We start from the raw sequence: 22,997 nt of genomic DNA, 5'->3' as shown, positions 1-22,997 counted from the left end.
TCACCTCGTTTGATCCAGCGCTCGGTTCAACTCTAGCACATTCACGCGCGGCTCACCGAGGATGGCGAACTGCCGGCCCTCGGTATGCTCCCGGATCAGACGGTCGACCGTGTCCGGCGGAAGCCGGCGTACCCGCGCGACGCGGGCGGCCTGATACCGCGCCGCCGCGGGGCTGATGTGAGGATCCAATCCGCTCGCCGAGGCGGTTACAAGGTCCACCGGAATCGGCGCCGCGTTGCCCGGGTCGGCCTTGCGGAGGTCGTCGATCCGCTGTTTGACCGCGTCGATCAGCGCCTGGTTCGTCGGCCCCAGGTTGGAGCCGCTGGAGGCCGCGGCGCTATATGGAAAGGGCGACGTCGCGGACAGACGTCCCCAGAAGTATTTCGGGTCGGAAAACGGCTGGCCGATCAAGGTCGAACCGGCGACCCTGCCGCCGTCGACGATGAGGCTGCCGTTGGCCTGCTTCGGAAAGAGCACCTGCGCGACCCCGGTGATCGCGAGCGGGTAGATCAATCCGAACAACACGGTCGAGAGGATGGTCATCATGATCGACGGATAGATCTGACGCCGCATACGTCACGCTCCTTCGCGAGCACGATAGGACGCCGTCATCGCAGGCCCAGCGCGGCCAGGACGAGGTCGATCAGCTTGATGCCGATGAACGGCGCGATGACCCCGCCGGCCCCGTAGACTAGCAGGTTGTCGCGCAGAATTCGCGCGGCCCCCGCGGGCCGGTACTGCACCCCCCGCAGCGCCAGCGGAATCAGCGCGACGATGATCAGCGCGTTGAAGATGACCGCCGACGAGATCGCGCTCTGCGGCGTCGTCAAGCGCATGAAGTTGAGCGCGCCCAGCGCGGGGTACGTCGACGCGAACGCGGCGGGAATGATGGCGAAGTACTTCGCCACGTCGTTCGCGATGCTGAACGTCGTGAGCGCCCCCCGCGTCATCAGCAGCTGCTTGCCGATCTCCACCACCTCGATCAGTTTCGTCGGGTTGCTGTCGAGGTCGATCATGTTCGCCGCCTCGCGGGCGGGCTGCGTGCCGGTGTTCATGGCCACCGCCACGTCGGCCTGGGCCAGCGCCGGCGCGTCGTTCGTTCCGTCCCCCGTCATCGCGACGAGGCGTCCGCCGGCCTGCTGCTCGCGGATCAGGCGAAGTTTGTCTTCCGGCTTCGCCTGGGCCAGGAAGTCGTCCACCCCGGCCTCGGCCGCGATCGCGGCCGCGGTCAGCGGGTTGTCGCCGGTGATCATGACCGTCCGGATGCCCATCCGCCGCAGCTGGATGAACCGCTCCTTGATCCCGCCCTTCACGATGTCCTTGAGGTGGATGACCCCGAGGATCTTGTTGTTGCGGGCCACGACGAGCGGCGTGCCGCCCGAGCGCGCGATCCGCTCGACCACGGTGTTGAGGTCCTGAGGCACGCTCCCTCCGAGCGCCCGCACGTGCTCGATGATGGCGTCGGGCGCGCCTTTCCGGATCACGAGGCCGTCGAAATTGACGCCGCTCATCCGGGTCTGCGCCGTAAACGGCACGAACGCCATCCCCTGCGGCGCCTCCGGTCCGGTCCCGACGGTCCGGCCGCGCAGGCCGTACTGGTCCTTCGCCAGCACGACGCAGCTCCGGCCCTCGGGCGTCTCGTCCGCGAGCGACGCCAGCTGCGCCACCTCGGCGAGCTCGCCGGGGTCCGCGTGGTCCACGGGGATGAACTCCACGGCCTGCCGGTTGCCGAGCGTGATCGTCCCGGTCTTGTCGAGCAGCAGGACGTCCACGTCGCCCGCGGCCTCGACCGCGCGTCCGGACAGCGCGATGACGTTCCGCTTGATCATGCGGTCCATGCCGGCGATCCCGATCGCGCTGAGCAGCCCGCCGATCGTGGTCGGGATCAGGCAGACCAACAGCGCCACGAGCACCGTGATCGTCACCGGCGTCCCGCGGCCGGCCGCCCCGACGCTGTAGACCGAGTACGGCAGCAGCGTGGCGCAGACGACGAGGAAGAGAATCGTAAATCCGGCCAGCAGGATGTTGAGCGCGATCTCGTTCGGCGTCTTCTGCCGGCGCGCGCCTTCGATCAGCGCGATCATGCGGTCGATGAAGCCCTCGCCCGGGTTCGCGGTGATCCGCACGATGAGCCAGTCGGACAGCACCCGCGTGCTGCCCGTGACGGCGCTGCGGTCGCCCCCCGACTCGCGGATCACAGGCGCGCTCTCGCCGGTGACCGTACTCTCGTCCACCGACGCGATCCCCTGGACCACCTCGCCGTCGCCGGGGATCACGCCGCCGGCCTCGACGAGCACCACGTCGCCTTTGCGAAGCGTCGTGGACGACACGGTCTCATAGGGCGCCTCGCGCTCGGGGCGCTTGAGACGCTTGGCCGGAGTGTCGCGGCGCGCGCGGCGAAGCGCCTCGGCCTGGGCCTTCCCCCGCCCTTCCGCCAGGGCCTCGGCAAAGTTTGCGAACACGACCGTAAACCACAGCCAGGCCGACACGCTGCCGATGAACGGCGCGGGAGCCTCACCGCGCCCGAACAGGGCCTGGACAAACAGCGCGGTCGTGAGCGCGCTCGTGACCTCCACCACGAACATGACGGGGTTGCGGAGCTGCTGCCGCGGATCGAGCCGGAGGAACGAGTCCCGGATCGCGGTGCGCCACAGCATCGCCTGTGCGTGACGGTGCGCTGCCGGTGCCTGTGCGCTCATTGGTGTACCCTCACTTGAAGACCGCGCCGGCGTAGAGCAGGAAGTGCTCGACGATGGGGCCGAGCGCGAGCGCCGGGAGGAAGCTGAGCGCCCCGATGACCACGGTCACCGCGGCGAGCCACAGCACGAACTGCCCGGTGTGCGTGGGCAGGGTGCCGGGGCTGGGCGGCACGACCTTCTTGGCCGCCATCGCGCCTGCCACCGCCAGAACCGGCACGATCTCCCAAAACCGTCCGAGCCAGAGCACGACCGCGCCAACGTCGTTGTAGAACGGCGTGTTGCTGTTGATGCCGGCGAACGCGCTGCCGTTGTTGTTGCCCATCGAGGTAAAAGCGTAGAGGATTTCGCTGTAGCCGTGCGGGCCGGGGTTGGAGGCGCCGGCGCGGCCGGCCGGGGTCGCGACCGCGAGCGCCGTGCCGATCAGGACGATCAGCGGCATTACCAGCACCACGACCGACGCCATCTTCATCTCGAAGGCCTCGATCTTCTTGCCGAGGTATTCCGGCGTGCGGCCGACCATCAGGCCGGCGATGAACGCGGCGAGGATCACCACCATCAGCATGTCGTACAGCCCGACGCCGATGCCGCCGTAGACGACCTCGCCCAAATGCATGGCGATCAGGGGCACCATCCCGCCGAGCGGCGTGTACGAGTCGTGCATCGAGTTGACCGAGCCGTTTGACGTGGCGGTGGTCGCCGTCGCCCACAGCGCGGAATCGGGGACGCCGAACCGCGTCTCCTTCCCTTCCATGTTGCCGCCGGACTGCGCGGGACCCGCCCGCTGATCGACGCCGAAATGGGCGATCAGCGGATTGCCGGCCTGTTCGAACCCCTCGGTCATCGCGAGCAGCGGCAGGAACATCAGCGTCATCGCGGCGAGAATCGCCCACCCCTGCCGCGTGTCGCCGACCATCTTGCCGAACGTGTAACAGACCGCGGCCGGCAGCACGAGGATCGCGATCAGCTCCAGGAAGTTCGAAAACGGGGTCGGGTTCTCGAACGGATGCGCCGAGTTGACGTTGAAGAAGCCGCCGCCGTTCGTGCCGAGCTGCTTGATCGCGATCTGAGACGCGGCGGGCCCCACCGCGATCACCTGATCGGTGACCGTCACCGGCTTGGTCTTCTGGTGACCTTGCGCGTCGAGCACCGGTTTCCCGTTCGCGTCTGTGACCGGCTCCTCGTATGTCACCGGCTGAAGGAGCGCCGCGGTCCGGTACGGCGACAGGGTCGCGACGACGCCCTGGGACGCCAGCAGCAGCGCCAGCACGACCGACATCGGGAGCAGGATGTACAGGCTGCTCCGCACGAGGTCGACCCAGAAGTTGCCGATCGCCTTCGCCGACCGCCGCGTGAGCCCGCGGAAGAGCGCGACCATCACCGCAAGCCCGGCCGCGGCGGAGACGAAGTTCTTGACCGTGAGCCCCGCCATCTGGACGAAGTAGCTCAGCGTCGTCTCGCCGCTGTAGTTCTGCCAGTTGGTGTTGGTCGCGAACGAGACCGCGGTGTTGAGCGAAAGATCCGGAGAAACGGCCGGCAGCTTCTGCGGGTTGAACGGGAGGACGGCCTGCGTCCGCTGGAGCGCGTACAACAGCAGCATGCCGGCGAACGTGAAGAGAAGGATCGCGATCGAATACGTCTGCCACGACATGTCCTCGTCCGGGTCCACGCGCGACCACCGGTAGAAGAGCCGTTCCAGCGGCCGCAGCACGCGGTCCAACAGCGTGCGCTCGCCCATATAGACGCGGGCCATGTAGAGACCCAGCGGCCGGACCAGCGCGAAAACCACCGCGAGCGCGAGGAGAATGCGCAGCACCCCCATCGCCGTCATACGAACCACTCCGGCTTCAGGAGCGCACAGACGAGATAGATGAAAAGTCCTGCCGACAAGATGCCGGCGAGCACGACCATGCCCTCACCGTCCTATGAGCCGCGTCAATCCCGGGACCCAGACGAGAGTCGAAAGCAGCAGGACAACCATCAGGCCAATCATCAAGACATCCGTCATACACGACCTCCCGTACCGCTCATAGGGGGCACCGTACCACGAACCGCGTTACGGCGGGGTCATGAAGCCACCCTAACAGGTTAAGAAATCGTAAATTTGCGCGGCCGAGCGAATACAGCGTTGCGGAGCCTCGGCGCCGGACCGACCGCGCGGCGCCGGCTGTGCTTAGGTCGCGGGCACACCTCGTCCCAGCAGCGCCTGGCGGAACGCCTGAACCCCGGCCGACGGGATAATCGCCACCAGATCGTCTCCCGGGCGCAGGAGCGTGTCCGGATTGATCACCTCGGCCGTCTCGCCTCTCACAAGAATCCCGAGGGTGCATCCACGGGGAAGGGGGAGGTCCCGAACTTTCCTGTTGGCGGCGGGTGAGTTCTGCGGAACCGCCACTTCGACCAGCTCCAAGTTCCCCCGCCGCAGCGCCGTCAGCGGGATGACGTCGCCGACTTCGACCTCTTGCTCGATGAGACTGTAGATCAGTTTGGTCGAACTCACCGTTTCGTCGATCCCGAGGAGCCGGAACGTCACCTCGTTCTTCGGATTGTTGATCCTCGCGATTACGCGCTTGACGTTGAACTTGCGCTTGGCCATCTGGCAGATGACCAGGTTGTCCTCGTCATCGCCGGTCACGGCCGCGACGAGGTCCGCGCGCACCGCGCCCGCCTGATCCAGTGTACGGACCTCGCAGGCATCCCCGATCAGCGCGCCGTCGCCGAACTCCTCCTTGAGAATGACGAAGCGCCGGCGCAGCTTCTCGATGACGGTCACTTCCTGTCCGATGTCGCGCAGCGCCTTCGTGAGATAGTAGCCGACCTTCCCGCCCCCCGCCACGATCACGTACATGGTTACCCGCTCCCTTCAGGTTCCGCAGAAAGCAGGCGCGTTTCGCGCACGGCGTGGTACTCTTCGATGCTGCGCCAGGGCCGCGCGGCCAGGAAGTCCATGCAGAGTCCCGCGCCCAACAGTGTGGGTGAGATCGTGTCGATGCCCAGTTCGCGGTACGCCTCCGCGCGCAGCGGATCGTAGATCCGGGCGATGACGCGCGGGACCTTGAACTTCATCTTCGCGATCTGCGCCGACATGATGTTCGTGTTGTCCCCGTTGGTCGTGGCCGCGAATCCCCCCGCCCGCTCGATGCCGGCCTTGCGAAGGATATCCTCATCGATCCCGACGCCGAGGATCGTCTTGCCCCCGAACCCCTCGCTGAGCCGGCGAAACGACTCCGGATCGCGGTCGATGATGCCCACCGTATGTCCCTCGAGCTCCAGCAACGAGGCGAGCATCGCACCCACCCGTCCACACCCCAGGATCACCACGTGCATCGCCTCTGACTCCCCTCTCTGCGTCCGGCGGGAAAACCGGTCTATGACCTCGGCGCGGCTCCGATGCTGGTCTCGGCAAGCCGGTCGATAATGACCTCGCAGGGTGCGTGCCGAAACAGCGCTTCCGCAACGCGCTCCGTCGACCCTTCGACGAACCCGATCTCCGGCGAGATGCCGAGCACGATGAGGTCGACGTCATGATCCCGCGCCGTTCGCGTGATGCCCTCCCCCGCCTCCCGGGCGCGGATCATCTCCGTCGTCGACTGCAGGTGATGGTTCGCGACGATCTGGCTGGCCTGCTCGAGCGCGCGACGTCCCCGCTCCTCAACTTTGGGCAGCGCGACGCCCAGGCTCAGCGTGCGGGGCACCTCGACGACGAACCCCAGGAGGATCGTGGCCTTCTGGCCCTCGCCGAGCCGGCTCGCGAGTTCGACCGCCCGCTCCGAATAGTACGCTTCCAAAATCGGCACGAAGATCGTTCTCACGGCGCCGACAGACCGCACCGCCCGCGCAATCTCGGCCGATACGGGCCGGGGCACGCGCAGCATCCAGGCGAGCAGCACGGTCATGCTGGTCGCAAACGTCGCCGCCAGCACGGCGCCGAGCGGGCTGATCGGCACACCGCCGGTCATCGCGCCGTCCGCCGCCGCAGGTACGCGATCACAAACGACAGGCGGTACGCGCCGAGGCCCACGAAACCGAGACCCACCAGCAGCGCCTGCACGTGCACGCCGAGCGGCAGGGTGCGCGCCAGGATGACGATGCCGAGGACGATCGTCAGGACGCTCGTCACCGTCCGGTACGCGTCCACGGCGCTGACTCCGCGACGGCCGGCCGCGGCGTCCGCGTCACGCATGATACCGCCTCCTGGCAAAGTCCCGGTCGCGCTGCGCCAGCGCCATCTCGTACTGCTCGAGCAGATCGAACTCCTCGGCGTCCCGCAAGATCCGGCGCTGCTGCTCCTCCCAGTGGCGCGGCACGCTGCGCGCCACCGGCAGCCCCTGCCGCCGCCGGTACCAGACGTAGTAGGCGAGGCACAGCAGCACCCATCCCGGGCCGGCGATTCGTCCGATCTGATGGGTCAGGATCACCTCGAAGAGAATCAGCCCGACGCCGACGATGCCGAAAAACCCGAGCACCGGAATGTGCACATCCTCCCCGCCCCGGCGCCGCCATCGCAAGTTCAACGGCACGCGATACGGCCGCGGCGTAACCGGGTCCACGAAGCGCAGCCGCACGAGCGACACGAAGACCAGCAGGTACGCGAGGGTTGCGCCGAACGCGTACATGTTGCCCAGCGTGTCCAGCGCCTGCGGGGTCAGGAATGCCAGCAGCGCCTCGACGACGGCCATCGCCGAAAAGAGGATGATCGTCCGGTAAGGCGTGCGGTACCGGGGGTGCACGGCGTTCATCCAACTGCTGGCCAGCCCGAGGCCGCTCATGGAAAACGTCAGCCGGGAGCTCCCCATCACGCCCGTGTTGGCGGAGATCAGGAGAATGGTGCCGCCGAGCATCGCGGCAAACGGACCGGCGACGGCCCCGATGAACGGGATGTTGTGGGCAAGCAGCGCCACCGGGTCGCCCTGATGCGCGGCGATCTCCTGCCAGGGCAGCATGCCGATCCCCAATGTGGAAAATGCCATCGCGAACAACAGGACGCTGAAGATGAGCCCCAACGACGTGCGGGGGATGATCGTCGCGGGCCGCCGCGTCTCTTGGGCCGCCTGCGAGATCGATTCGAGGCCGACGTAGGAGATAATGGCCAGCGACGATCCGTACATGAACTGCCCGAACGTCGGCTGCTGCGTCACGAATTGGTGGACCAGCAGTTCCGGCTTCCAGGCGAACAGAAACCCGAGCATGATGACGAGGGACTCGGTCACCATGTCGACCGCGCCGATGATTTCATTGAACAGCGACGATTCCCGGATCCCGCGGATATTGAGCCACACGAGGAACAGAATCAGGACGACGGTCTCGCCGGCCCAGAGCGGGTTGATGCGCCGGAACGGCCCGAGCGCTACGGAGAAGTCACGAATCGCCGGAATGAAGAAATTCACATACCCCGCCGACGCCGCGGCGAAGAGCGCGATGTCGATCGTGTAATCCAGGAGCAGCGCCGACCCGGCGATAAACCCCCACAAATCGCCGAGGCCGCGCGCGGTGTAGTACTGACCGCCTCCGGCGACGGGGTACGCGCTGGCGAGTTCGGTATACGCGAGCCCGATGAGGACGTACACGGTTCCGGCGACTGCGAAGGCAAGGGGCGCGAGCCCCATCGACGCGGCGACGACGATGCCGAGGGCCGCGTAGATATCGGCCCCGACGTCGGCGTAGCCCCACATGAACGAGCCCCAGACGCTGATGTCCCGGCGTAGATGGGGTTCGCCGGCCGCCGGATGTCCTGGGATCGTCTCAGCCACGGGGCTCCCGCGGTAGCAGCGGGACGAAGAATCTCACGAAGGCCGATTATAGTACCCGTCCCGGACGTGCACAATGGCCCGCGGCCGGGGCGCGGACCGGATGCGGTTCAGCGGGACGGCTGAGGGTGCTGCGGCGTCCCCGCCGCCTCGGCGGCCGTCTCGACCCGGTCCTGCAGCACCGCGGCCGCCTTGGGGGCGCCCACTTCGAGCACGTGGATGTGGTACACACGTCCCACGTCGATGCGCACGGCGCGTTCCGCCAACTCAGGCAGGCCGGGCGACCCATTGATGGGGAGGCCGAGGGCGCTCGCCGTCAGCACGATCCCGTCGCCCGGCCCATACGACAGCGTCGCCCCGGGCAGCTGCCCGGTCACGCCGATCGCGGTCTGGGGACCGCCGGTCCGGCTCGGATCGTTGTTGCCGTACAGGTTGTAGAGACGAAGGCCCGCCGGGAACGGGCGCGCGTTCAGCGCGTTGAGCGCCGGGTTGCCGTCATCGGCCGGGAGCGACCATGGATCAGCGGCCGTCGCGCGCCAGAAGGGAAAGACCGGATCCATCACGCGCCCGAGCGGTGTCTTCGCCGACGCCGCGAACGGCAAGAACGACGGCGCGTGAGCGCCCACGTACGGCATGACCGCGCCCTCGTTCGGAACGGCGACCATCACGAGCCGATTCACCAGCGCCGTCCACCCGTCGAAGTCGTACGCGATGAGCCAGCGGGCAAATAAGCCGCCGACGCTGTAGCCGACCACGTTGATCTTGGCCGCGTAGGCGGCCGGCAGCACGACACGCCGGACGTACGCGGCCAGCGCGTGCGCCCCTTCTTCAAGGCCGATCCGGTGGGACTGATACGGATACCAAAACAGCGTCGGGTGCGGCGCCGCGTCCGTGTATCCGTACTGGGCGAATCGCCTCACGACCAGCGGGTCGGGGCTGGTGCGCTTCTCGTTGGAGAATCCGGGGACGATGACGGTCGGCAGCAGGAGCATGATGTCGCGGTGCATCGCGACGCTGCTCCCGCCCCGCTGAATCGTCACGTCGACCGGAAACTTCAGATTGTCGGTCAACGGCGCAACCGGGGTGAACGATCCGACGCGGGTGCCGGCGACCGAGATGATGCCGCGCGGCAGATCGAAGTCCACCGTCACGTCGGCCGGGACTTGGCGCAGCGAGAAGGTGGTCCGGCGGGGGACGGCGCCGACGTCGGTGGCCACGGAGACCGTCGCGGGCCCCGCGGGCTGCGGCAGACCTGACGTCGGCACGGCGAGGCGAAGCGCGCGAACCGCGGGCAGCGTAATCTCCGACGGACCGGCCGCCGGCGCGACCGCCGCGGTGCCGTCCGCTGAGGGGAGGGTCGCCGGAAGCTGGGCGGTCGCGATCCCCGGCGCGAGCACGGCGCTCAGGAGAATGAAACCCGGGGCCAGGCGCGCCGCACCGCGCGCGCGACGGGGTCGGCATCGAGTATCCATCACCGGATTATATTCCCCCAAGTCCCCCGCTCCGCGCGACCGTCTCGGGAAAACCGGCGGCAGGGAAAGCGCGCTTGAGTCATGGAAGTGACGCGGCGGTCGCGGCCTTGACGTGACGGGGACGGTAACGGGACTCATGTTCCTCTGGCCCGCATTCCTCTGGGGGCTTCTGCTGGTTCCGGCACTCGCCGCGGGTTATGCCTGGATGCTGCGCCGCCGCGCGCCGCAGTCCATCACGTTTCCCGCGCTCGAGATGGTCGCGGCGGCGGATCGTCGCGGCCGCCGCCGGCGCCTGACGGCCGCCGCGGTGTTCATCGCGGCGATCGGGGCGGCCGTGCTTGCCCTTGCCCGGCCCACGATACCGATGCCGCAGCCCGTCAACAGATCCGCGATCGTGCTGTCGATCGACGTCAGCGGCAGCATGCTGTCGCAGGATATCACGCCGTCCCGGTTGGAAGCCGCGAAGACCGCCGCCAAGGGATTCGTGGCGGGTCTGCCGCGCGGGATCCCCGTGGGGCTCGTGACGTTTGCGGGAGACGCGGTCCTCGTCGCCTCTCCCACGGAGGACCGCGGCCGCATCTTGGGGGCGATCGACGGAATCACCGTCAGGCACCGCACGGCCATCGGCGAAGGGCTCATCGAGGCCGTGGCCGCGCTGCCGGAACGCACGCGGCCGCCGCACGACGGGTCGCCGCCTCCGGTATCCGGAGCCTCGAAGCCGCCCGGCGTGGTGGTGCTCCTGTCGGACGGCCAGAACAACAGCGGGATCGACCCGCTCGACGCCGCGGAGTGGGCACGCCGCCAGCAGGTGACAGTGTACACCGTCGGGATCGGCCAGCCGCTCGGCTCGACGACCGGCTTCATGATCGGCGGGCCGCTCGACGAGGCCACCCTGCAGGCCATCGCGGACCGGACCGGCGGCACGTACCACCACGCGTCATCCGCCGGAGAGCTGAAGGATATCTACCGTACGGTCAGCCGCGCCGCCGGCTGGAAGGTGCAGCCCGTCGAGGTCACCGGCGCGGTGGGCGCATTGGTGGCCCTGGCGCTCCTCGCAGCGGTGGCGCTCTCCGTACGGTCGCAGCCGCTGCTGTCGTAACCCCGCTACCGATTCAGTCCCTGCATCCCCCGCGCATCATACCGGTCGCCGGCGGCGGCGCCCGCCGGGATCGCCTCGGCGATGCGAGCGCGGTCGTCCGCGGTGAGCGCGACGTCGACGGCGCCGAGGTTCTCCTCGAGGTAGGCGCGGCGCTTCGTCCCGGGAATCGGCACGACGTCCGCGCCCTGCGCGAGGACCCACGCAAGCGCGAGTTGGGCCGGCGTGCAGCGCTTCTCTTTGGCGAAGTTCTGCACGCGCTTGAGAAGAGTGAGGTTGCGCTGGAAATTCTCCGCCTGGAAACGCGGCATCCGGGCCGCGCGCGCATCGCCGGCCGGGAGGTCTTCGAACTTTTGGAAGCGGCCGGTGAGGAAGCCGCGTCCGAGCGGGCTGTACGGCACGAAGCCGATGCCGAGTTCGCGGCACGCCGGAAGGATCTCTTGCTCCACGTCGCGGCTCCACAATGAGTACTCCGTCTGCAATGCGGTGATCGGATGAACGGCGTGGGCGCGCCGGATCGTCGCGGGAGCGGCCTCGGAAAGACCCAGGTAGCGTACCTTCCCCCGCTCGATCAATCGCGCCATCGCGCCAACGGTGTCCTCGATGGGCGTGTTCGGATCGACCCGGTGTTGGTAGTAGAGATCGATCACATCGATGCCGAGCCGGCGGAGGCTCGCGTCGCAGGCCTGCACGACGTACTCCGGGCGGCCGTTGATGCCGGCAAAGGCGCCGCCGGCGCTCCTCAAATTTCCGAACTTGGTGGCGAGCACCACGCCGTCCCGCCGCCCGCGGAGCGCCCGGCCGACCAACTCCTCGTTGCGTCCGACGCCGTACGCGTCCGAAGTGTCGAGGAACGTGACGCCCAGATCCAACGCGCGATGAATCGTCGCGATCGACTCCTCGTCGTCGCGTCCCGCATATACGTCGGACATCCCCATGCAGCCGAGGCCGAGCGCCGAAACGCCAAGTCCGGTCCGACCGAGCGTCCTAGAAAAAAGTGGCATTCGAGGTCCTCCTGACCGGTAGGTATTGCGGGCCGAGGCACTTGCCGTTCGCAGCGTACCATTTGGAATCGGAACTTGCGCCCCTGTGTAGGATATAGTAGGATACCGCACGGGTGACGTTGCATGAAACGGACAATCTACTTTCCGGAGGCTCTCGATCGCCGGCTCCTCACCTATGTTCGCACGCGTCCCGGGACGACGATCTCCTCCGTCATTCAACAGGCGGTAGATGCGCTCATTTCGCGCAACGACCCGCACCGCATTCTGCGGCTGGCGGGGCTGGTACGCCGCGCTTCAGGCCCCGGGGCCAGGGACCGCGCCGAGGACAGCACGATTGGCCGCGAACGCGAGCAATAGGCTCCCGTCCGGCATCGTCCTCGACGCCGGACCTATTATCGCGCTATCCTATCAGTCCGATCGCGACCATGCGATCGCACGGACGGGATTTGACACATTGCTCGCAGCCCGCACCCGCCTCATCATTCCCCTTCCCGTTATGTTCGAGGTTTACAAATGGTTGTTGTGCGAGGCCGGCGCGGCGGTTGCGCAAACCGCTCTCGCACACATGCGCAGGGCACTGGAAATTGTCTTTCCGACTCAACGCGATTTCGACGATACAGTCGCGCTGGTTGGAGCGCTCGGCCCGGGATGGAAGGGCTCGCTGGAAGATGTGCTGGTCGCCGCCCTCGCGATCCGCCTGAGACTGCCGGCGTGGACCCTCAATGACCGGGATCTCGGAGCCTTTCCGCGGGTTCAGTTGTGGACACCGTAGCGCAGCTCACTCGGTTGGGATTACTCCTTGAATACGCCACGCTCGGCTGGAACGTGGTGGGCGTCGTCATCCTCGCCTTCGCGGCGTACGCGGCCCGTTCCGTCGCGCTCGCCGGCTTCGGCCTGGATTCCCTCATCGAGATCTTCGCGTCGGTGGTCGTCGTCTGGCATCTCTTGGGCATCCGGCTCGACCGCGAACGCACCGCACTGAGGCTGATCGGTATCGCCTTCGTGCTGCTCGTCGTCTACATCGCGTCGCAGCTGGCCTACACCGTGCTGACGAAGACGCACCCCGCGGCCTCTGTGAGCGGGATCGTCTGGACCGCCGCCACCTTCGTCGCCATGCTGCTGCTCGCGCAGGGCAAGCGCGTCACGGGAGAGCGGTTGGGCAATGAAGTGCTGCGAACAGAATCGCGCGTCACACTCGTCGACGCGTATCTCGCGGGCGCGGTACTGATCGGGTTGGCGCTGAATGCGCTTGCCGGCTGGTGGTGGGCCGACCCGCTGGCGTCCCTCGTCATCGTATACTACGGCATTAGAGAAGCGCGGCACGCGCTTCACGAAAGCGCGGCGGCGGTCTCCCCCGGCCCCTAGACGGAGCGCGCTACACCGGCGCCCACGCGCCGCGCAGGAACCGCAGCCAGTTCCCGTGCATGATCGGCGCGACGTCGTCGGGCCGGTACCCGCGTCCGGCCAGCAGCGCCGGAATCTTCTGGAGATCGGCGATCGTGTCGAGGTCGCGCGGAGACCCTTCGCGGCCGAATCCGCCGTCGAGGTCGGTGCCGATCGCGGCGTGCCGGGCACTGCCCGCGACCTGACAGATATGATCGATGTGGGCGACGACATCCTGGAGGGTGACGCCTTCGTTGCTGTCGCCGTGCCGCCACCCGGCCTTCAGCATCCAGCAGTCCAACGCGACCCCGATCACCCCGCCGCGCGCCACGATGGCGCGGATTTGCTCGTCGGAGAACTGCCGCTGGTGCGGCACGAGGGCGCGACAATTGTTGTGGCTGGCCAGTACCGGGCCGTCCCAGCGGTCGAGCGTCTCCCAAAACGCCTCGTCGGACGAGTGGGTCAGGTCCACCAACGTGCCGTGCCGCCTCATCTCGGCGAGGAGCGCCGCGCCGAGCTCTGAAAGACCCGCCTCGGTGGACGTTCCGCCGGCGAAGCGGCCGGGACCGTAGTGCGCCAGACCGACGGCCCGCAGACCGGCGGCGTGCCACTCCGCGAGGTCGCGCGGCTCGAGGATCGGATCCCCGCTCTCCATACTGATGACAAACCCAAGCGGCGGCGTGGCGCTGCCGTCGTCCTCAGGATGAGCGGCATCCCACGCCTCCCACTCCGCGACATGCGCGCTGAGGCCCCGGAGGTCGGTCAAGATGCGGACGTGCCCCTGGCGCTCCAGAGCCCGGTAGTAGGCCAGCTGTCCGTGAGCGGTGCCGAAGGCCTGCGCGGTGCTCGCAAAATCGATATGGGGCTCCGGCCGGCCCGTCGACCGCGCGATCAGCGTCGCAAAACTGAGCGCGACGCGTCCGCGGCGCATCTCGGGATAGGCGACCGTGCCCTGTCCGCGGCCCTTGCCCGGCGTGTTCTTTTCGTCGGCGCGGATAGTGTAGACCGAGTTGAGGAGGTTGCGGTTCCATTGCAGCGCGTTCATCGATAGATCGAGGTGGGCGTCGACAATCAACACATGAAGTACCCTCGAAGAGTGAAGGTACGATCATCATAGCGAAAGGATCATAAGGCGTTTCGCGGGGACGCGGAGGGCGGGGCGAAGCGGGCGGCGCTCTCCTCACCGTGCGGCCGGCGGAGCCCCGAATGGTTTTTTTTGCGCAACCTCCTTTCCGCTCCCCACTTTACTCCGAATCTACAAGTAAACCGTCGATGAAGTTAGAATGAAGTTAAGATTTTGCTTCGATGTGGCAAAGATACAGCAGCAGCAAGCGCGCGCGAGCACTGTGCCAGAGTTGTAAAAGAGACAGCGGATAGACACCGCTGAGAGGCTGCGGTGGATAAAGGCAAACTCGCGGTAACGCGGGGGCGCAAAGCCACGGGGCCGCCGTGCAATCAGCCGGGCTGCCAAAGCCGGTAGTACCGGGACTGTTTTGCCGGGTCAGCCGGGTTGCCGAAGCCGAACGTTCACGTCGTTCGGCTTTGTTATTTGCGGTCTGAAGATGCGAGGACCTGCGAAGGTACAGGACACGCAGGACCGGCGATCCGCACCAAAGGGGGCGGCATGGCTTCATCGCACTGCTCAGATGGTCAGGCAGGACCTGCGTTGTGATGCCCCACGCCATTCTCCGCCGCACGAAGCACGGCACGCACAGGCGCAGCGGGCTGCCCGGCGCATCGGCCTCTGGCGGCCTGGACAAAAGGGTCGCCTTCCTGGCTGCTTTTGCCAGCAAGTCCACCGCGATCCTCGGCCTCCAGGCCCTGCTCCAGTACGCGCTCCGAGCGCTGCGCGACGACGTCGGGTTTGATGCGTGCTCCGTTGCCCTCGTGGACGAGAACGATCCGAATGCGTTCGTCATTAGGGCCGCCTCGGGGCTGTGCGCACGTAGCCGGGGGCGCGCGATTCCTCGGGGAAAGGGCGTCCACGGCTCGGTGGCCGGCGCCCGCCAACCCCTGCTCGTGTCTGACCTGGCCGCCGATCGACGGGTGTGCTGGCGGGACACGGGGGCCCGTTCCGCCATCTATGCACCCCTCGTGACCCGCGGCCGCGTGACGGGCATCCTAAGCGCCGTGCGCCGCCAAACGGCGGCATTCGATGAGGCGGACCTGGACGTGCTCGTCGCCGTGGCGGGCTATGTGGCGGCGGCCCTGGAAGCGGCCCGGCTCCACGAACAGCTTCGGGAACAGGCGGCCACCGACGGCCTAACGGGACTCGCGAACCGCAGGACGCTACGCCGGGCGCTGGAGCGGGAACTCGCACGGTCTCGCCGGTCGGGACACCCGGTGTCGGTCGTGTTTGTGGAAATCGACGCGTTCAAGAAAATCAACGACCAGTTCGGCCATCTTCACGGCGATGAGGTGCTGCGGGCGGTCGCTGCGGTCTTGCGGGGCTCATGTCGGGAGATGGACCTGGCTGCCCGCTTCGGCGGAGACGAGTTTGTGCTCTTGCTTCCAGAAGCCGGAAAGCGGAACGCGGCGCTGGTCGCGGAGCGGGTACGGCAAGCCATGACCGATATCGAGAATCAGCTGACGCGCGTCACGGCGAGTTTCGGCGTCGCCACGTGTTCCAACAGCGGAGTCGCCGCCGACGCTCTGGCCGATGCCCTGTTGGAGGCGGCCGATCGCGCGATGTACCAAGCGAAGCGTGCCGGCGGTAACCGCGTAGTCATGGATTGATCGCTCCCAATGCTGCTCAATCCGAGGCGAAAATGAGAAATGTAATCTTCGCAATCAACATTACGTTAGATGGCTGCTGCGACCACACCAAAACAATTGGTAATGAAGAAATACATGAATATTTTACGCACCTCATGCGAGATGTTGACCTACTCGTCTTTGGGCGTAAGACGTATCAATTGATGGTTCCGTTTTGGCCTGATGTCGCAAAGACCCACTCTATGACAAAAGCAACGAACGAATTTGCCGACACATTTGACTCCATCAACAAAATTGTTTTTTCCCGCTCATTGGACAGCGCCGAAGGAAACAATACGAGAATTGTTCGTACGGAGCTTCAAGACGAAATACTCAAATTGAAAAAAGAACAAGGCAAAAATATTTTGACCGGTGGTGTAAGTATTCCTTCACAACTGATAGAGCTCGGTCTGGTTGATGAATATCATTTTGTCGTTCAGCCGATAATTGTAGGAGAGGGGAGACGGTTGTTGGACGGTAGCAGCCTACAAGAAAGATTACAACTAAAACTTGTTGAGTCCGAGACATTTAAGTCAGGATGCGTTGCGCTTCGTTACTTGAAACAGTGAATCTTCCCCATCCCTCCAGAACGGTGGCTGTACTCGACCTGGACGACCACGGTCGGCCGCACCCACTGCGGCGGGGGCGGTGTTCCGGCGCTAAGCCGGGATGCCCTCGATGACGCTCAACCCGGCTTCGGTCGGGGTCGCGGCAATGAGTTGGAAACCGGACGCGGCAAAGAGAGCCGCCCACTCCTCGCGCGTGCGCTCTCGTGCTCCGTATTGCACCAACATGCTGAGGTCGAGGAACTTGCTCCTGGAGCCCTCGTTCGGGGGGGCGATCTCGGCGTCGATGACTAAGAGCCTCCCGGTAGGCGCGATGGAACGCCGACAGCACTGCAGAATGACCGTCGCGTGCGCGTCCTCCCAGTCGTGGAGGATGAACTTCAACACGTAGGCGTCACCGCCGCCGGGAACAGCCTCGAAGAAGTCTCCTCCAACGACCTGGCAACGATCCGCAATGCCCGCGGCTTGCAGCGCAGGCTCAGCACCGGACACGACATGGGGCTGATCGAACAGCACGCCGCGGAGCGCCCGATGTTTGGCGAGGATCGCGGACAAGAGCAGACCATGCCCGCCGCCGACGTCAACCACGCACCGGAACCGCTCGAAGTCGTAGACCTTGAGCACGGCATTCGCCTGGAGGCGCGACTGCCCCGTCATCGCGCGGTCGAAAATTGCTCCCGCCTCTGGATTGCGCCGCCGGTACTCCCACGCGTCCACACCGTGAACGAGGCGGAAGGTGTTTTCACCGGTCCGCACGCTTTCGAGAAGGTGCCCCCACGCTTGCCACAGTCGCGGCTCGCCAATGTGAACCGCATAGGGCCCCACGGGTTCGACTGCGTCGGATCGCAGGCACTCGCCAAGCGACGTCAGCATGAAGCGGCGGTCCGCCTCCTCCCGGAACACCCCCACGCTGGCGAGCGCCCGTAGCAGCCTGTACAGCGTGTCCGCGTGGGTCCCCGTCGCCGCCGCGAGGTCATCGCTGCTCCGCGGACCGTTCTTCAAGAGATCGGCGATCCCGAGGGTCGCGACGACGTTGATCGCCTGCGACACCCTGAACCCGTTGACCAAATCCAGAAGCGCAGCGGACGGCCTCTGGTCGCCCGTGTCCATCGTCGCGTCCCCTTTCTGCAACAGACTTGCGAGAGCAACGTGGTATTTCGTCGATGCTGATCAACACCCCGCTGGTCGAGTCCGAGGCGGAGAGGGCGCGCGGGTAACGGTCTGCTCGAACATGACGCCGAACACTACGTGGCGTGGCTGCTCGGACCGACTGGCCGAGCGGGGGGCGCGCGTCGCGGAATTGGAGGCCCGGCTACAGCGACACGAGTGGGCGTTCTCGCTGCCGTGAGACGGCCGGTGCTCACTCGTCCCGTGTGGGGGTGCGTTGTATTAGCACCGTCCGGCGTGACGGGTGCCACGCCATCTGTTCGCACCAGCGGTGCAGATTTCACGGTACAGCATATCTACAGCATTTGGGACGCACGAAGGGCGTCCATGCGTCCCGCCGCCAGTGGCGGCAGGAAATCGAGCACCAGCCCTTGTCCTACTTGTATTTCTGATGGTGCCGGGGGACGGAGTCGAACCGCCGACACGGGGATTTTCAGTCCCCTGCTCTACCACCTGAGCTACCCCGGCACAAACGCTTGCGGGCCGAATCAGAGTATAGCCTACCCTCTGCAAAAGCGGCAAGGGCGGGTAAATACTTCTCACCGGAGACGGAGGTGGGAGAATGTTGCGCGATAAGGATCTGGAACAGTATCGTCGTACCCTCGAAGAGGCGGTGGCCGGCTCGGGCCGCGACGACATCGGCGTTGGCAAGGTAAGCGAAGCGCGCGAGGGCGTCATCGGCGTCGAGTTCTCGCGGGGCGCGCACGCCAAAACGGCCGAGATTCCGGCGGAAGCGCTCCAGGATCATGAAGGCGCGCGCCGCGCGGTGACGCTGGCGATCCGCGATCTCAGCAAAGAAGTCGCGCAGGAAAGTCTGCAGAAGGCCGTCTAGCATCGCCGCAGCATAAGCGCCGCGGGGCGGGTCCTCTCTGAGGACCCGCCCCGCTCTCTTCATACCGGTCGATCGGACCGCCCGCGGGCGGCCCGACCGAGTCTCAAGAGCGCTACTGCACGTTCACTTCGATGCTCGCCGCGTCGGACTGCGCGCCGTTCACGATCTGCGCCGCGCTGACGACGTAGGGCGTGCCCACCAGCGGAATCGAGGTCAGGTTCAACGCCACCTGCCACGCCCCGTTGGCGTTCGCGGTTGTCGACACGCGTACCACCTGCCCCAGGAGCCGCGGCTGGGCCGTCACGACGACCAGCGCGCCGGGCTGGGCCTGTCCCTGAACAGTCACGCTCGTCCCGACCCGCTGCCCGTTGCCGGGCGACGTGATCGTCGGCGCGGTCAGCGCGGTCGGCACCGGCGTCGCTGCCGCCGGGGTCGTCACGGCGACCTCGTACGCCTGATTCGTTCCCTGCACCACGGAGAAACGCGCCGCCCGGCCGTTCTGCAGCGCGCTGAAGTCCGCGGCCTGGCCGTTCAGCGTGATCACGGCGTCGGGCAGCACAACGTAGCGCTGACCGTTCGCGAGCGTGACCGTCCGGTTGCCGGCGTTGATGGAGGCAATACGGCCGGCCGGCACCACGCGATAGGTGGCTGTGATCTTGGTTGCCTGGTTGCCGCTCGCATCGACTACAACCTGATCGCCGGCGTGGAGGGCGCCGAGCGGCGCCGAGCCGCCGGCGTTCGTGGCGGCGTTGAATCGGTAGATCGCCGTCTGCGGACTTACGGTATACGTGTAGTCTTGGTTGTTCGCACGCACGACAACCTGGGGGTTCTGTCCGGTCGTCACCGCCATCAGCCGCCCGGTGACCTCACCCGACGGCGTGACAGGGGGTGCCGCGGCGGTCGGCGCGCCGCCGCCGCTGTTGATCAAGATCGTGGCGTTGGCCGCGTTCCACTGCACGCCGGCGCCGAGGGCTTCGCTGATGAAGCGGAGCGGCACCATCGTCCGGCCGTTGATCGTAAACGCGGGTACGTCCAGCAGCTGCGGCTGGGTGTTGACGGCGGCCTGGCGCGACCCCACCGTCAGCTCGACGGTCTGTCCGCCGCGGACCGCCAGGATGTGCTGGTTCGCGGCGTTGTAGTCCACCGTCGCGCCCAGCCGCTCGAAGATGCCGCGCAGCGGAACGAGGACGCGGCCCTGAATCACAGTCGGAGGCACGTCGAAGTTGACGGGCTGACCGTCGACAAACACCCTGATTACGCCCTGGGCGCCCGAAGGCATCGGCGCCGCGACCGAGATCGCCGCCACCAGGGCGAGGGCGATCCACACCGCGCGTGTTCTATTCATCGGTACTCTCACCGTCCTTATTGGAAACTCAGTACCGGTGTAGCGACGCACACACAACCCCGGGGACCAGCCCCGGGGTGCTTACAATGAACAATACCCTGTCCCGGCGGAGCTCTAACCCCGGGGTCCCAAAGCGCAGGAGTCCCGGCGCGATGCGGCGAACGCGGCGTGACAACTTTCCACCCGGAGCCGTGATGCTCAACGGGGACCGCGGTCCGAGGCTTCGAGCAGAGGACGTGCTCGTCCGATTCGGCGGTGTGACGGCCCTTTCGGGGGTCGGCGTCGAGGTTCGGGGAGGCGAGATCCTCGCCCTGATCGGTCCCAACGGCGCGGGGAAAACCACGCTGCTCAACACGATCAGCGGGGTCTACCGGCCGGCGGCGGGGCGGATCGTCCTCGACGGCCGGGAGATCACGGGCCGGTCCCCCGACGAGGTCGCCCGCCGCGGCGTCGCCCGCACCTTCCAAAACGTCTCCCTGTTCGGCGGCATGACGGTCCTCGAAAACATCCTCGTCGGGCGGCACATCCACATGCGCGGGGGGGTCCTGGCCGCCGGCATCTACTGGGGCTGGGGCGAACGGGAAGAGCTGCGGCACCGCGAAGCGGCCGAGCGCATCATCGACTTTCTCGAGATCTCCCACATCCGCAAGGCCCCGGCGGGAACGCTCCCCTACGGGCTGCGCAAGCGCGTCGACCTCGGACGCGCGCTCGCCGCGGAGCCGACCGTCCTGCTGCTCGACGAGCCCATGACCGGGATGAACCGCGAGGAGAAAGAGGACATGGTCCGGTTCATCCTCGACATCAGCGACGAGTGGGCGCCGGCGATCGTGCTGATCGAACACGACATGGGGATCGTGATGGACATCTCGCATCGCGTCGTCGTGCTGGACCACGGCAGGAAGATCGCCGAAGGCGCCCCGGACGACGTCCGCGCCAATCCCGAGGTGCTGCGGGCCTATCTCGGCGGGGCGCCGGTGGCGCCCGCGGCCGGAGCCGTGCGATGACGGCGGCGATGACGACGCTGCCCGCGCTGCTCCTCGCCCACGCGCAGGAGCGCGGCGGCCGGATCGCCGTGCGCGAGAAAGAGTACGGCATCTGGCAGTCCTACACGTGGGCCGAGAGCCTCGACCGCGTGCACGCCCTCGCCCTGGGGTTCGCGCGGCTTGGCTTCGGGCGCGGCGATCGCCTCGCCATCGTGGGCGACAACCGGCCGGAGCTCTACTGGGCGATGCTCGCGGCGCAGACGCTCGGCGGCATCCCGGTTCCGGTCTATCAGGACGCGACCGCGAACGAGCTCCGGTACGCGATCGCCCACGCCGGCGCGCGGATCGTCGTCGCGGAGGACCAGGAGCAGATCGACAAGATCCTGGAAGTGCGGGGGGAGCTGCCGTCGGTCGAGCATCTCCTGTACGAGAATCCGAAGGGCCTTCGCCACTACGCCGAGCCCGGCCTCCGCGGCCTCGACACGGTGTTCGCGCTCGGCCGTGAAGCGGATGGCGGCGGCCCCGCCGCGTTTCGCGCGCTCATCGACGGTCTCGGCCCCGAAGACGTCGCGCTGATCAGCTATACGTCCGGAACGACCGGCGCCGCAAAAGGCGTCATGCTCTCGCACCGCGCGCTCATCGAGACCGGCCGGAGCTTCCTCCAGGTGGTGCCGGTCGGGCCGACGGACCAAATGCTCGCGTACCTGCCGATGGCCTGGGTCGGCGACACGTTCTTCTCGGTGGTGGTCGCACTGCTGAGCGGTGCGACGATCAACTGTCCGGAGAGCGTGGAGACGGTGCGGGCGGACTTCCGGGAGATCGGCCCGACGGTGACGTTTGCGCCGCCGCGCATCTGGGAGAGCCTGCTCGCGCAGTGCCAGGTCAGGATCGAGGACGCCGACTGGCTGAAGCGCGGGGTCACCCGCCGGCTCGTCGCCGCGGCGATGCGAACGGCCCGCGCGACGCTGCAGGGCGGCAGCCCAACGGCGGCCGACCGGGTGCGCTGTGCCGTCGGCGAACCGCTCGTCTTCGCGGCGCTGCGGGACCAGCTCGGCCTCCGCCGCATCCGCGTGGCCATCACCGGGGGCGCGCCGATCGCACCCGAGGTGCTCGAGTTCTTCCGCGGTATCGGGGTGAATCTGACCCAGCTCTACGGGATGACGGAGTGCAGCACCCCGGCGACTGTTCAGCCCGGGACCCAAGTCAAGCCCGACACGGTGGGCCCGCCGATTCCCGGCGTCCGGCTCCGCGTCGACGACGGCGGCGAAGTTCTGATCGCCTCTCCGGGACTCTTCTCCGGGTACTTCCGCGACCCGGCGGCGACGGCGGAAGCGCTGCGGGACGGGTGGCTGCGGACCGGGGACGCAGGCCTCCTGGACCCGGACGGGCACCTCGTCATCCTCGATCGGGCCAGGGACGTGTCGCACCTCGAGGACGGCACGGTGTTCGCGCCGCAGTACGTCGAGAACAAGCTGAAGTTCAGTCCCTACATTAAAGAAGCGGTGGCCGTCGGGCACGAGCGCCCGTACGTCGCCGCGATGATCAACATCGACCCCGAGGTCGTGGGCAACTGGGCGCAGCGGCGGCAGGTCGCCTACTCGGGCTACACCGACCTCGCCCAAAACCCCCGCGTCGCCGGCCTGGTCGCGGACGAGGTCCGGCGCGTGAACGCGCTGCTCGCCCCGCCGCTCCGCATCCGCCGCTTCGTGATCCTCCACAAAGAGCTGGACCCGGACGACGCGGAGATCACGCGCACCCGCAAGGTGCGCCGGCGCTTTATCGGCGAGAAGTACGCGCCGATCATCGAGGCGCTCTACGATCCCGCCGCGTCGGAGATCGCGGTGCGCGCGACCGTCCGCTACGAGGACGGGCGGGAAGCGCAGGTCTCCCGCTCGCTGCGGATCCACACCCTGGACCCTGAGCCGGTCTCGGCGGCGCCGACCCGCGCCTGA

Annotated in this window: 23 protein-coding genes, 1 tRNA gene and 1 riboswitch; of the genes, 9 read left to right on the top strand and 15 right to left on the bottom strand. The window is 67.1% G+C overall.

What is annotated here, in order from left to right; translation table 11 throughout:
- The 10 genes from kdpC to VKT83_14890 form a co-directional block, all read right to left on the bottom strand.
- Positions 1–573: a potassium-transporting ATPase subunit KdpC gene (gene kdpC, locus VKT83_14935; GenBank protein ID HLY23757.1), complete on the bottom strand. Its 573-nt coding sequence runs from the start codon at positions 571–573 to the stop codon at positions 1–3.
- 35 nt (positions 574–608) lie between these two features.
- Complete coding sequence (kdpB, locus tag VKT83_14930; protein HLY23756.1) at positions 609–2,699, bottom strand: potassium-transporting ATPase subunit KdpB; 2,091 nt, start codon at positions 2,697–2,699, stop codon at positions 609–611.
- 10 nt (positions 2,700–2,709) lie between these two features.
- Positions 2,710–4,527 (bottom strand): potassium-transporting ATPase subunit KdpA, encoded by a 1,818-nt coding sequence (gene kdpA / locus VKT83_14925; GenBank protein HLY23755.1) that lies wholly within the window; start codon positions 4,525–4,527, stop codon positions 2,710–2,712.
- Positions 4,524–4,607: a K(+)-transporting ATPase subunit F gene (gene kdpF, locus VKT83_14920; protein HLY23754.1), complete on the bottom strand. Its 84-nt coding sequence runs from the start codon at positions 4,605–4,607 to the stop codon at positions 4,524–4,526. The genes kdpA and kdpF overlap by 4 nt, the downstream gene beginning before the upstream one ends.
- A gap of 262 nt (positions 4,608–4,869) precedes the next feature.
- Positions 4,870–5,544 (bottom strand): TrkA family potassium uptake protein, encoded by a 675-nt coding sequence (locus tag VKT83_14915; GenBank protein ID HLY23753.1) that lies wholly within the window; start codon positions 5,542–5,544, stop codon positions 4,870–4,872.
- Positions 5,545–5,546: 2 nt separating this feature from the next.
- On the bottom strand, positions 5,547–6,023 hold the full coding sequence (locus VKT83_14910; protein HLY23752.1) for a TrkA family potassium uptake protein: 477 nt from the start codon (positions 6,021–6,023) through the stop codon (positions 5,547–5,549).
- Between the two features lie 41 nt (positions 6,024–6,064).
- A complete protein-coding gene (locus VKT83_14905) occupies positions 6,065–6,655 on the bottom strand; it encodes a universal stress protein (GenBank protein ID HLY23751.1) in 591 nt (196 codons plus the stop codon).
- Positions 6,652–6,879 carry a hypothetical protein gene (locus VKT83_14900; GenBank protein HLY23750.1) on the bottom strand — a complete coding sequence of 76 codons (228 nt, stop codon included), beginning with the start codon at positions 6,877–6,879 and terminating at the stop codon, positions 6,652–6,654. Before VKT83_14900 ends, VKT83_14905 begins: the two co-directional genes overlap by 4 nt.
- Positions 6,872–8,446, bottom strand: a complete 1,575-nt coding sequence (locus tag VKT83_14895; protein HLY23749.1) for an APC family permease — start codon at positions 8,444–8,446, stop codon at positions 6,872–6,874. Before VKT83_14895 ends, VKT83_14900 begins: the two co-directional genes overlap by 8 nt.
- Positions 8,447–8,553: 107 nt before the next feature.
- The gene (locus tag VKT83_14890) at positions 8,554–9,918 is read right to left on the bottom strand and encodes a hypothetical protein (protein HLY23748.1); all 1,365 of its coding nucleotides are present in this window, start codon (positions 9,916–9,918) and stop codon (positions 8,554–8,556) included.
- A gap of 109 nt (positions 9,919–10,027) precedes the next feature.
- Between VKT83_14890 and VKT83_14885 the strand changes: the two genes are divergently transcribed.
- Positions 10,028–11,014 (top strand): VWA domain-containing protein, encoded by a 987-nt coding sequence (locus tag VKT83_14885; protein HLY23747.1) that lies wholly within the window; start codon positions 10,028–10,030, stop codon positions 11,012–11,014.
- Between the two features lie 5 nt (positions 11,015–11,019).
- On the opposite strand, the gene VKT83_14880 is transcribed toward VKT83_14885, so the two are convergent.
- On the bottom strand, positions 11,020–12,015 hold the full coding sequence (locus tag VKT83_14880; protein HLY23746.1) for an aldo/keto reductase: 996 nt from the start codon (positions 12,013–12,015) through the stop codon (positions 11,020–11,022).
- A gap of 123 nt (positions 12,016–12,138) precedes the next feature.
- On the opposite strand from VKT83_14880, the gene VKT83_14875 reads away from it, so the two are divergent.
- The 3 genes from VKT83_14875 to VKT83_14865 are packed head-to-tail and all read left to right on the top strand — an operon-like array spanning position 12,139 to position 13,380.
- On the top strand, positions 12,139–12,372 hold the full coding sequence (locus VKT83_14875; protein HLY23745.1) for a hypothetical protein: 234 nt from the start codon (positions 12,139–12,141) through the stop codon (positions 12,370–12,372).
- Complete coding sequence (locus tag VKT83_14870; GenBank protein ID HLY23744.1) at positions 12,350–12,787, top strand: type II toxin-antitoxin system VapC family toxin; 438 nt, start codon at positions 12,350–12,352, stop codon at positions 12,785–12,787. Before VKT83_14875 ends, VKT83_14870 begins: the two co-directional genes overlap by 23 nt.
- Positions 12,775–13,380 carry a cation transporter gene (locus tag VKT83_14865; GenBank protein HLY23743.1) on the top strand — a complete coding sequence of 202 codons (606 nt, stop codon included), beginning with the start codon at positions 12,775–12,777 and terminating at the stop codon, positions 13,378–13,380. The genes VKT83_14870 and VKT83_14865 overlap by 13 nt, the downstream gene beginning before the upstream one ends.
- 10 nt (positions 13,381–13,390) lie before the next feature.
- Here the strand turns inward: VKT83_14865 and VKT83_14860 are convergent, their stop codons facing one another.
- Positions 13,391–14,476, bottom strand: a complete 1,086-nt coding sequence (locus tag VKT83_14860; protein HLY23742.1) for a membrane dipeptidase — start codon at positions 14,474–14,476, stop codon at positions 13,391–13,393.
- Between the two features lie 317 nt (positions 14,477–14,793).
- Positions 14,794–14,916, top strand: a riboswitch (cyclic di-GMP riboswitch).
- Between the two features lie 153 nt (positions 14,917–15,069).
- Here VKT83_14860 and VKT83_14855 point away from each other — a divergent pair.
- Together VKT83_14855 and VKT83_14850 are read left to right on the top strand one after the other, a co-directional pair.
- Positions 15,070–16,134, top strand: a complete 1,065-nt coding sequence (locus tag VKT83_14855; protein ID HLY23741.1) for a sensor domain-containing diguanylate cyclase — start codon at positions 15,070–15,072, stop codon at positions 16,132–16,134.
- Between the two features lie 32 nt (positions 16,135–16,166).
- Positions 16,167–16,721 (top strand): dihydrofolate reductase family protein, encoded by a 555-nt coding sequence (locus VKT83_14850; protein HLY23740.1) that lies wholly within the window; start codon positions 16,167–16,169, stop codon positions 16,719–16,721.
- A 90-nt stretch (positions 16,722–16,811) separates the two neighbouring features.
- Here the strand turns inward: VKT83_14850 and VKT83_14845 are convergent, their stop codons facing one another.
- Positions 16,812–17,828: a methyltransferase gene (locus VKT83_14845; GenBank protein HLY23739.1), complete on the bottom strand. Its 1,017-nt coding sequence runs from the start codon at positions 17,826–17,828 to the stop codon at positions 16,812–16,814.
- 449 nt (positions 17,829–18,277) lie between these two features.
- Positions 18,278–18,353, bottom strand: a tRNA-Phe gene (locus VKT83_14840).
- Positions 18,354–18,447: 94 nt separating this feature from the next.
- Between VKT83_14840 and VKT83_14835 the strand changes: the two genes are divergently transcribed.
- A complete protein-coding gene (locus VKT83_14835) occupies positions 18,448–18,717 on the top strand; it encodes a hypothetical protein (protein HLY23738.1) in 270 nt (89 codons plus the stop codon).
- A 112-nt stretch (positions 18,718–18,829) separates the two neighbouring features.
- On the opposite strand, the gene VKT83_14830 is transcribed toward VKT83_14835, so the two are convergent.
- Positions 18,830–20,062 carry a copper amine oxidase N-terminal domain-containing protein gene (locus tag VKT83_14830; GenBank protein ID HLY23737.1) on the bottom strand — a complete coding sequence of 411 codons (1,233 nt, stop codon included), beginning with the start codon at positions 20,060–20,062 and terminating at the stop codon, positions 18,830–18,832.
- A gap of 194 nt (positions 20,063–20,256) precedes the next feature.
- Here VKT83_14830 and VKT83_14825 point away from each other — a divergent pair, with 194 nt between their 5' ends.
- Positions 20,257–21,066, top strand: coding sequence for an ABC transporter ATP-binding protein (locus tag VKT83_14825; GenBank protein HLY23736.1), 810 nt, complete (start codon positions 20,257–20,259; stop codon positions 21,064–21,066).
- Positions 21,063–22,997 (top strand): AMP-binding protein, encoded by a 1,935-nt coding sequence (locus VKT83_14820; GenBank protein ID HLY23735.1) that lies wholly within the window; start codon positions 21,063–21,065, stop codon positions 22,995–22,997. Before VKT83_14825 ends, VKT83_14820 begins: the two co-directional genes overlap by 4 nt.

Source organism: bacterium (assembly GCA_035308905.1).
Classification (GTDB): domain Bacteria; phylum Sysuimicrobiota; class Sysuimicrobiia; order Sysuimicrobiales; family Segetimicrobiaceae; genus DASSJF01.
The sequence above is the reverse complement of the archived record's forward strand: the minus strand, read 5'-3'. Positions and strand labels throughout refer to the sequence as shown.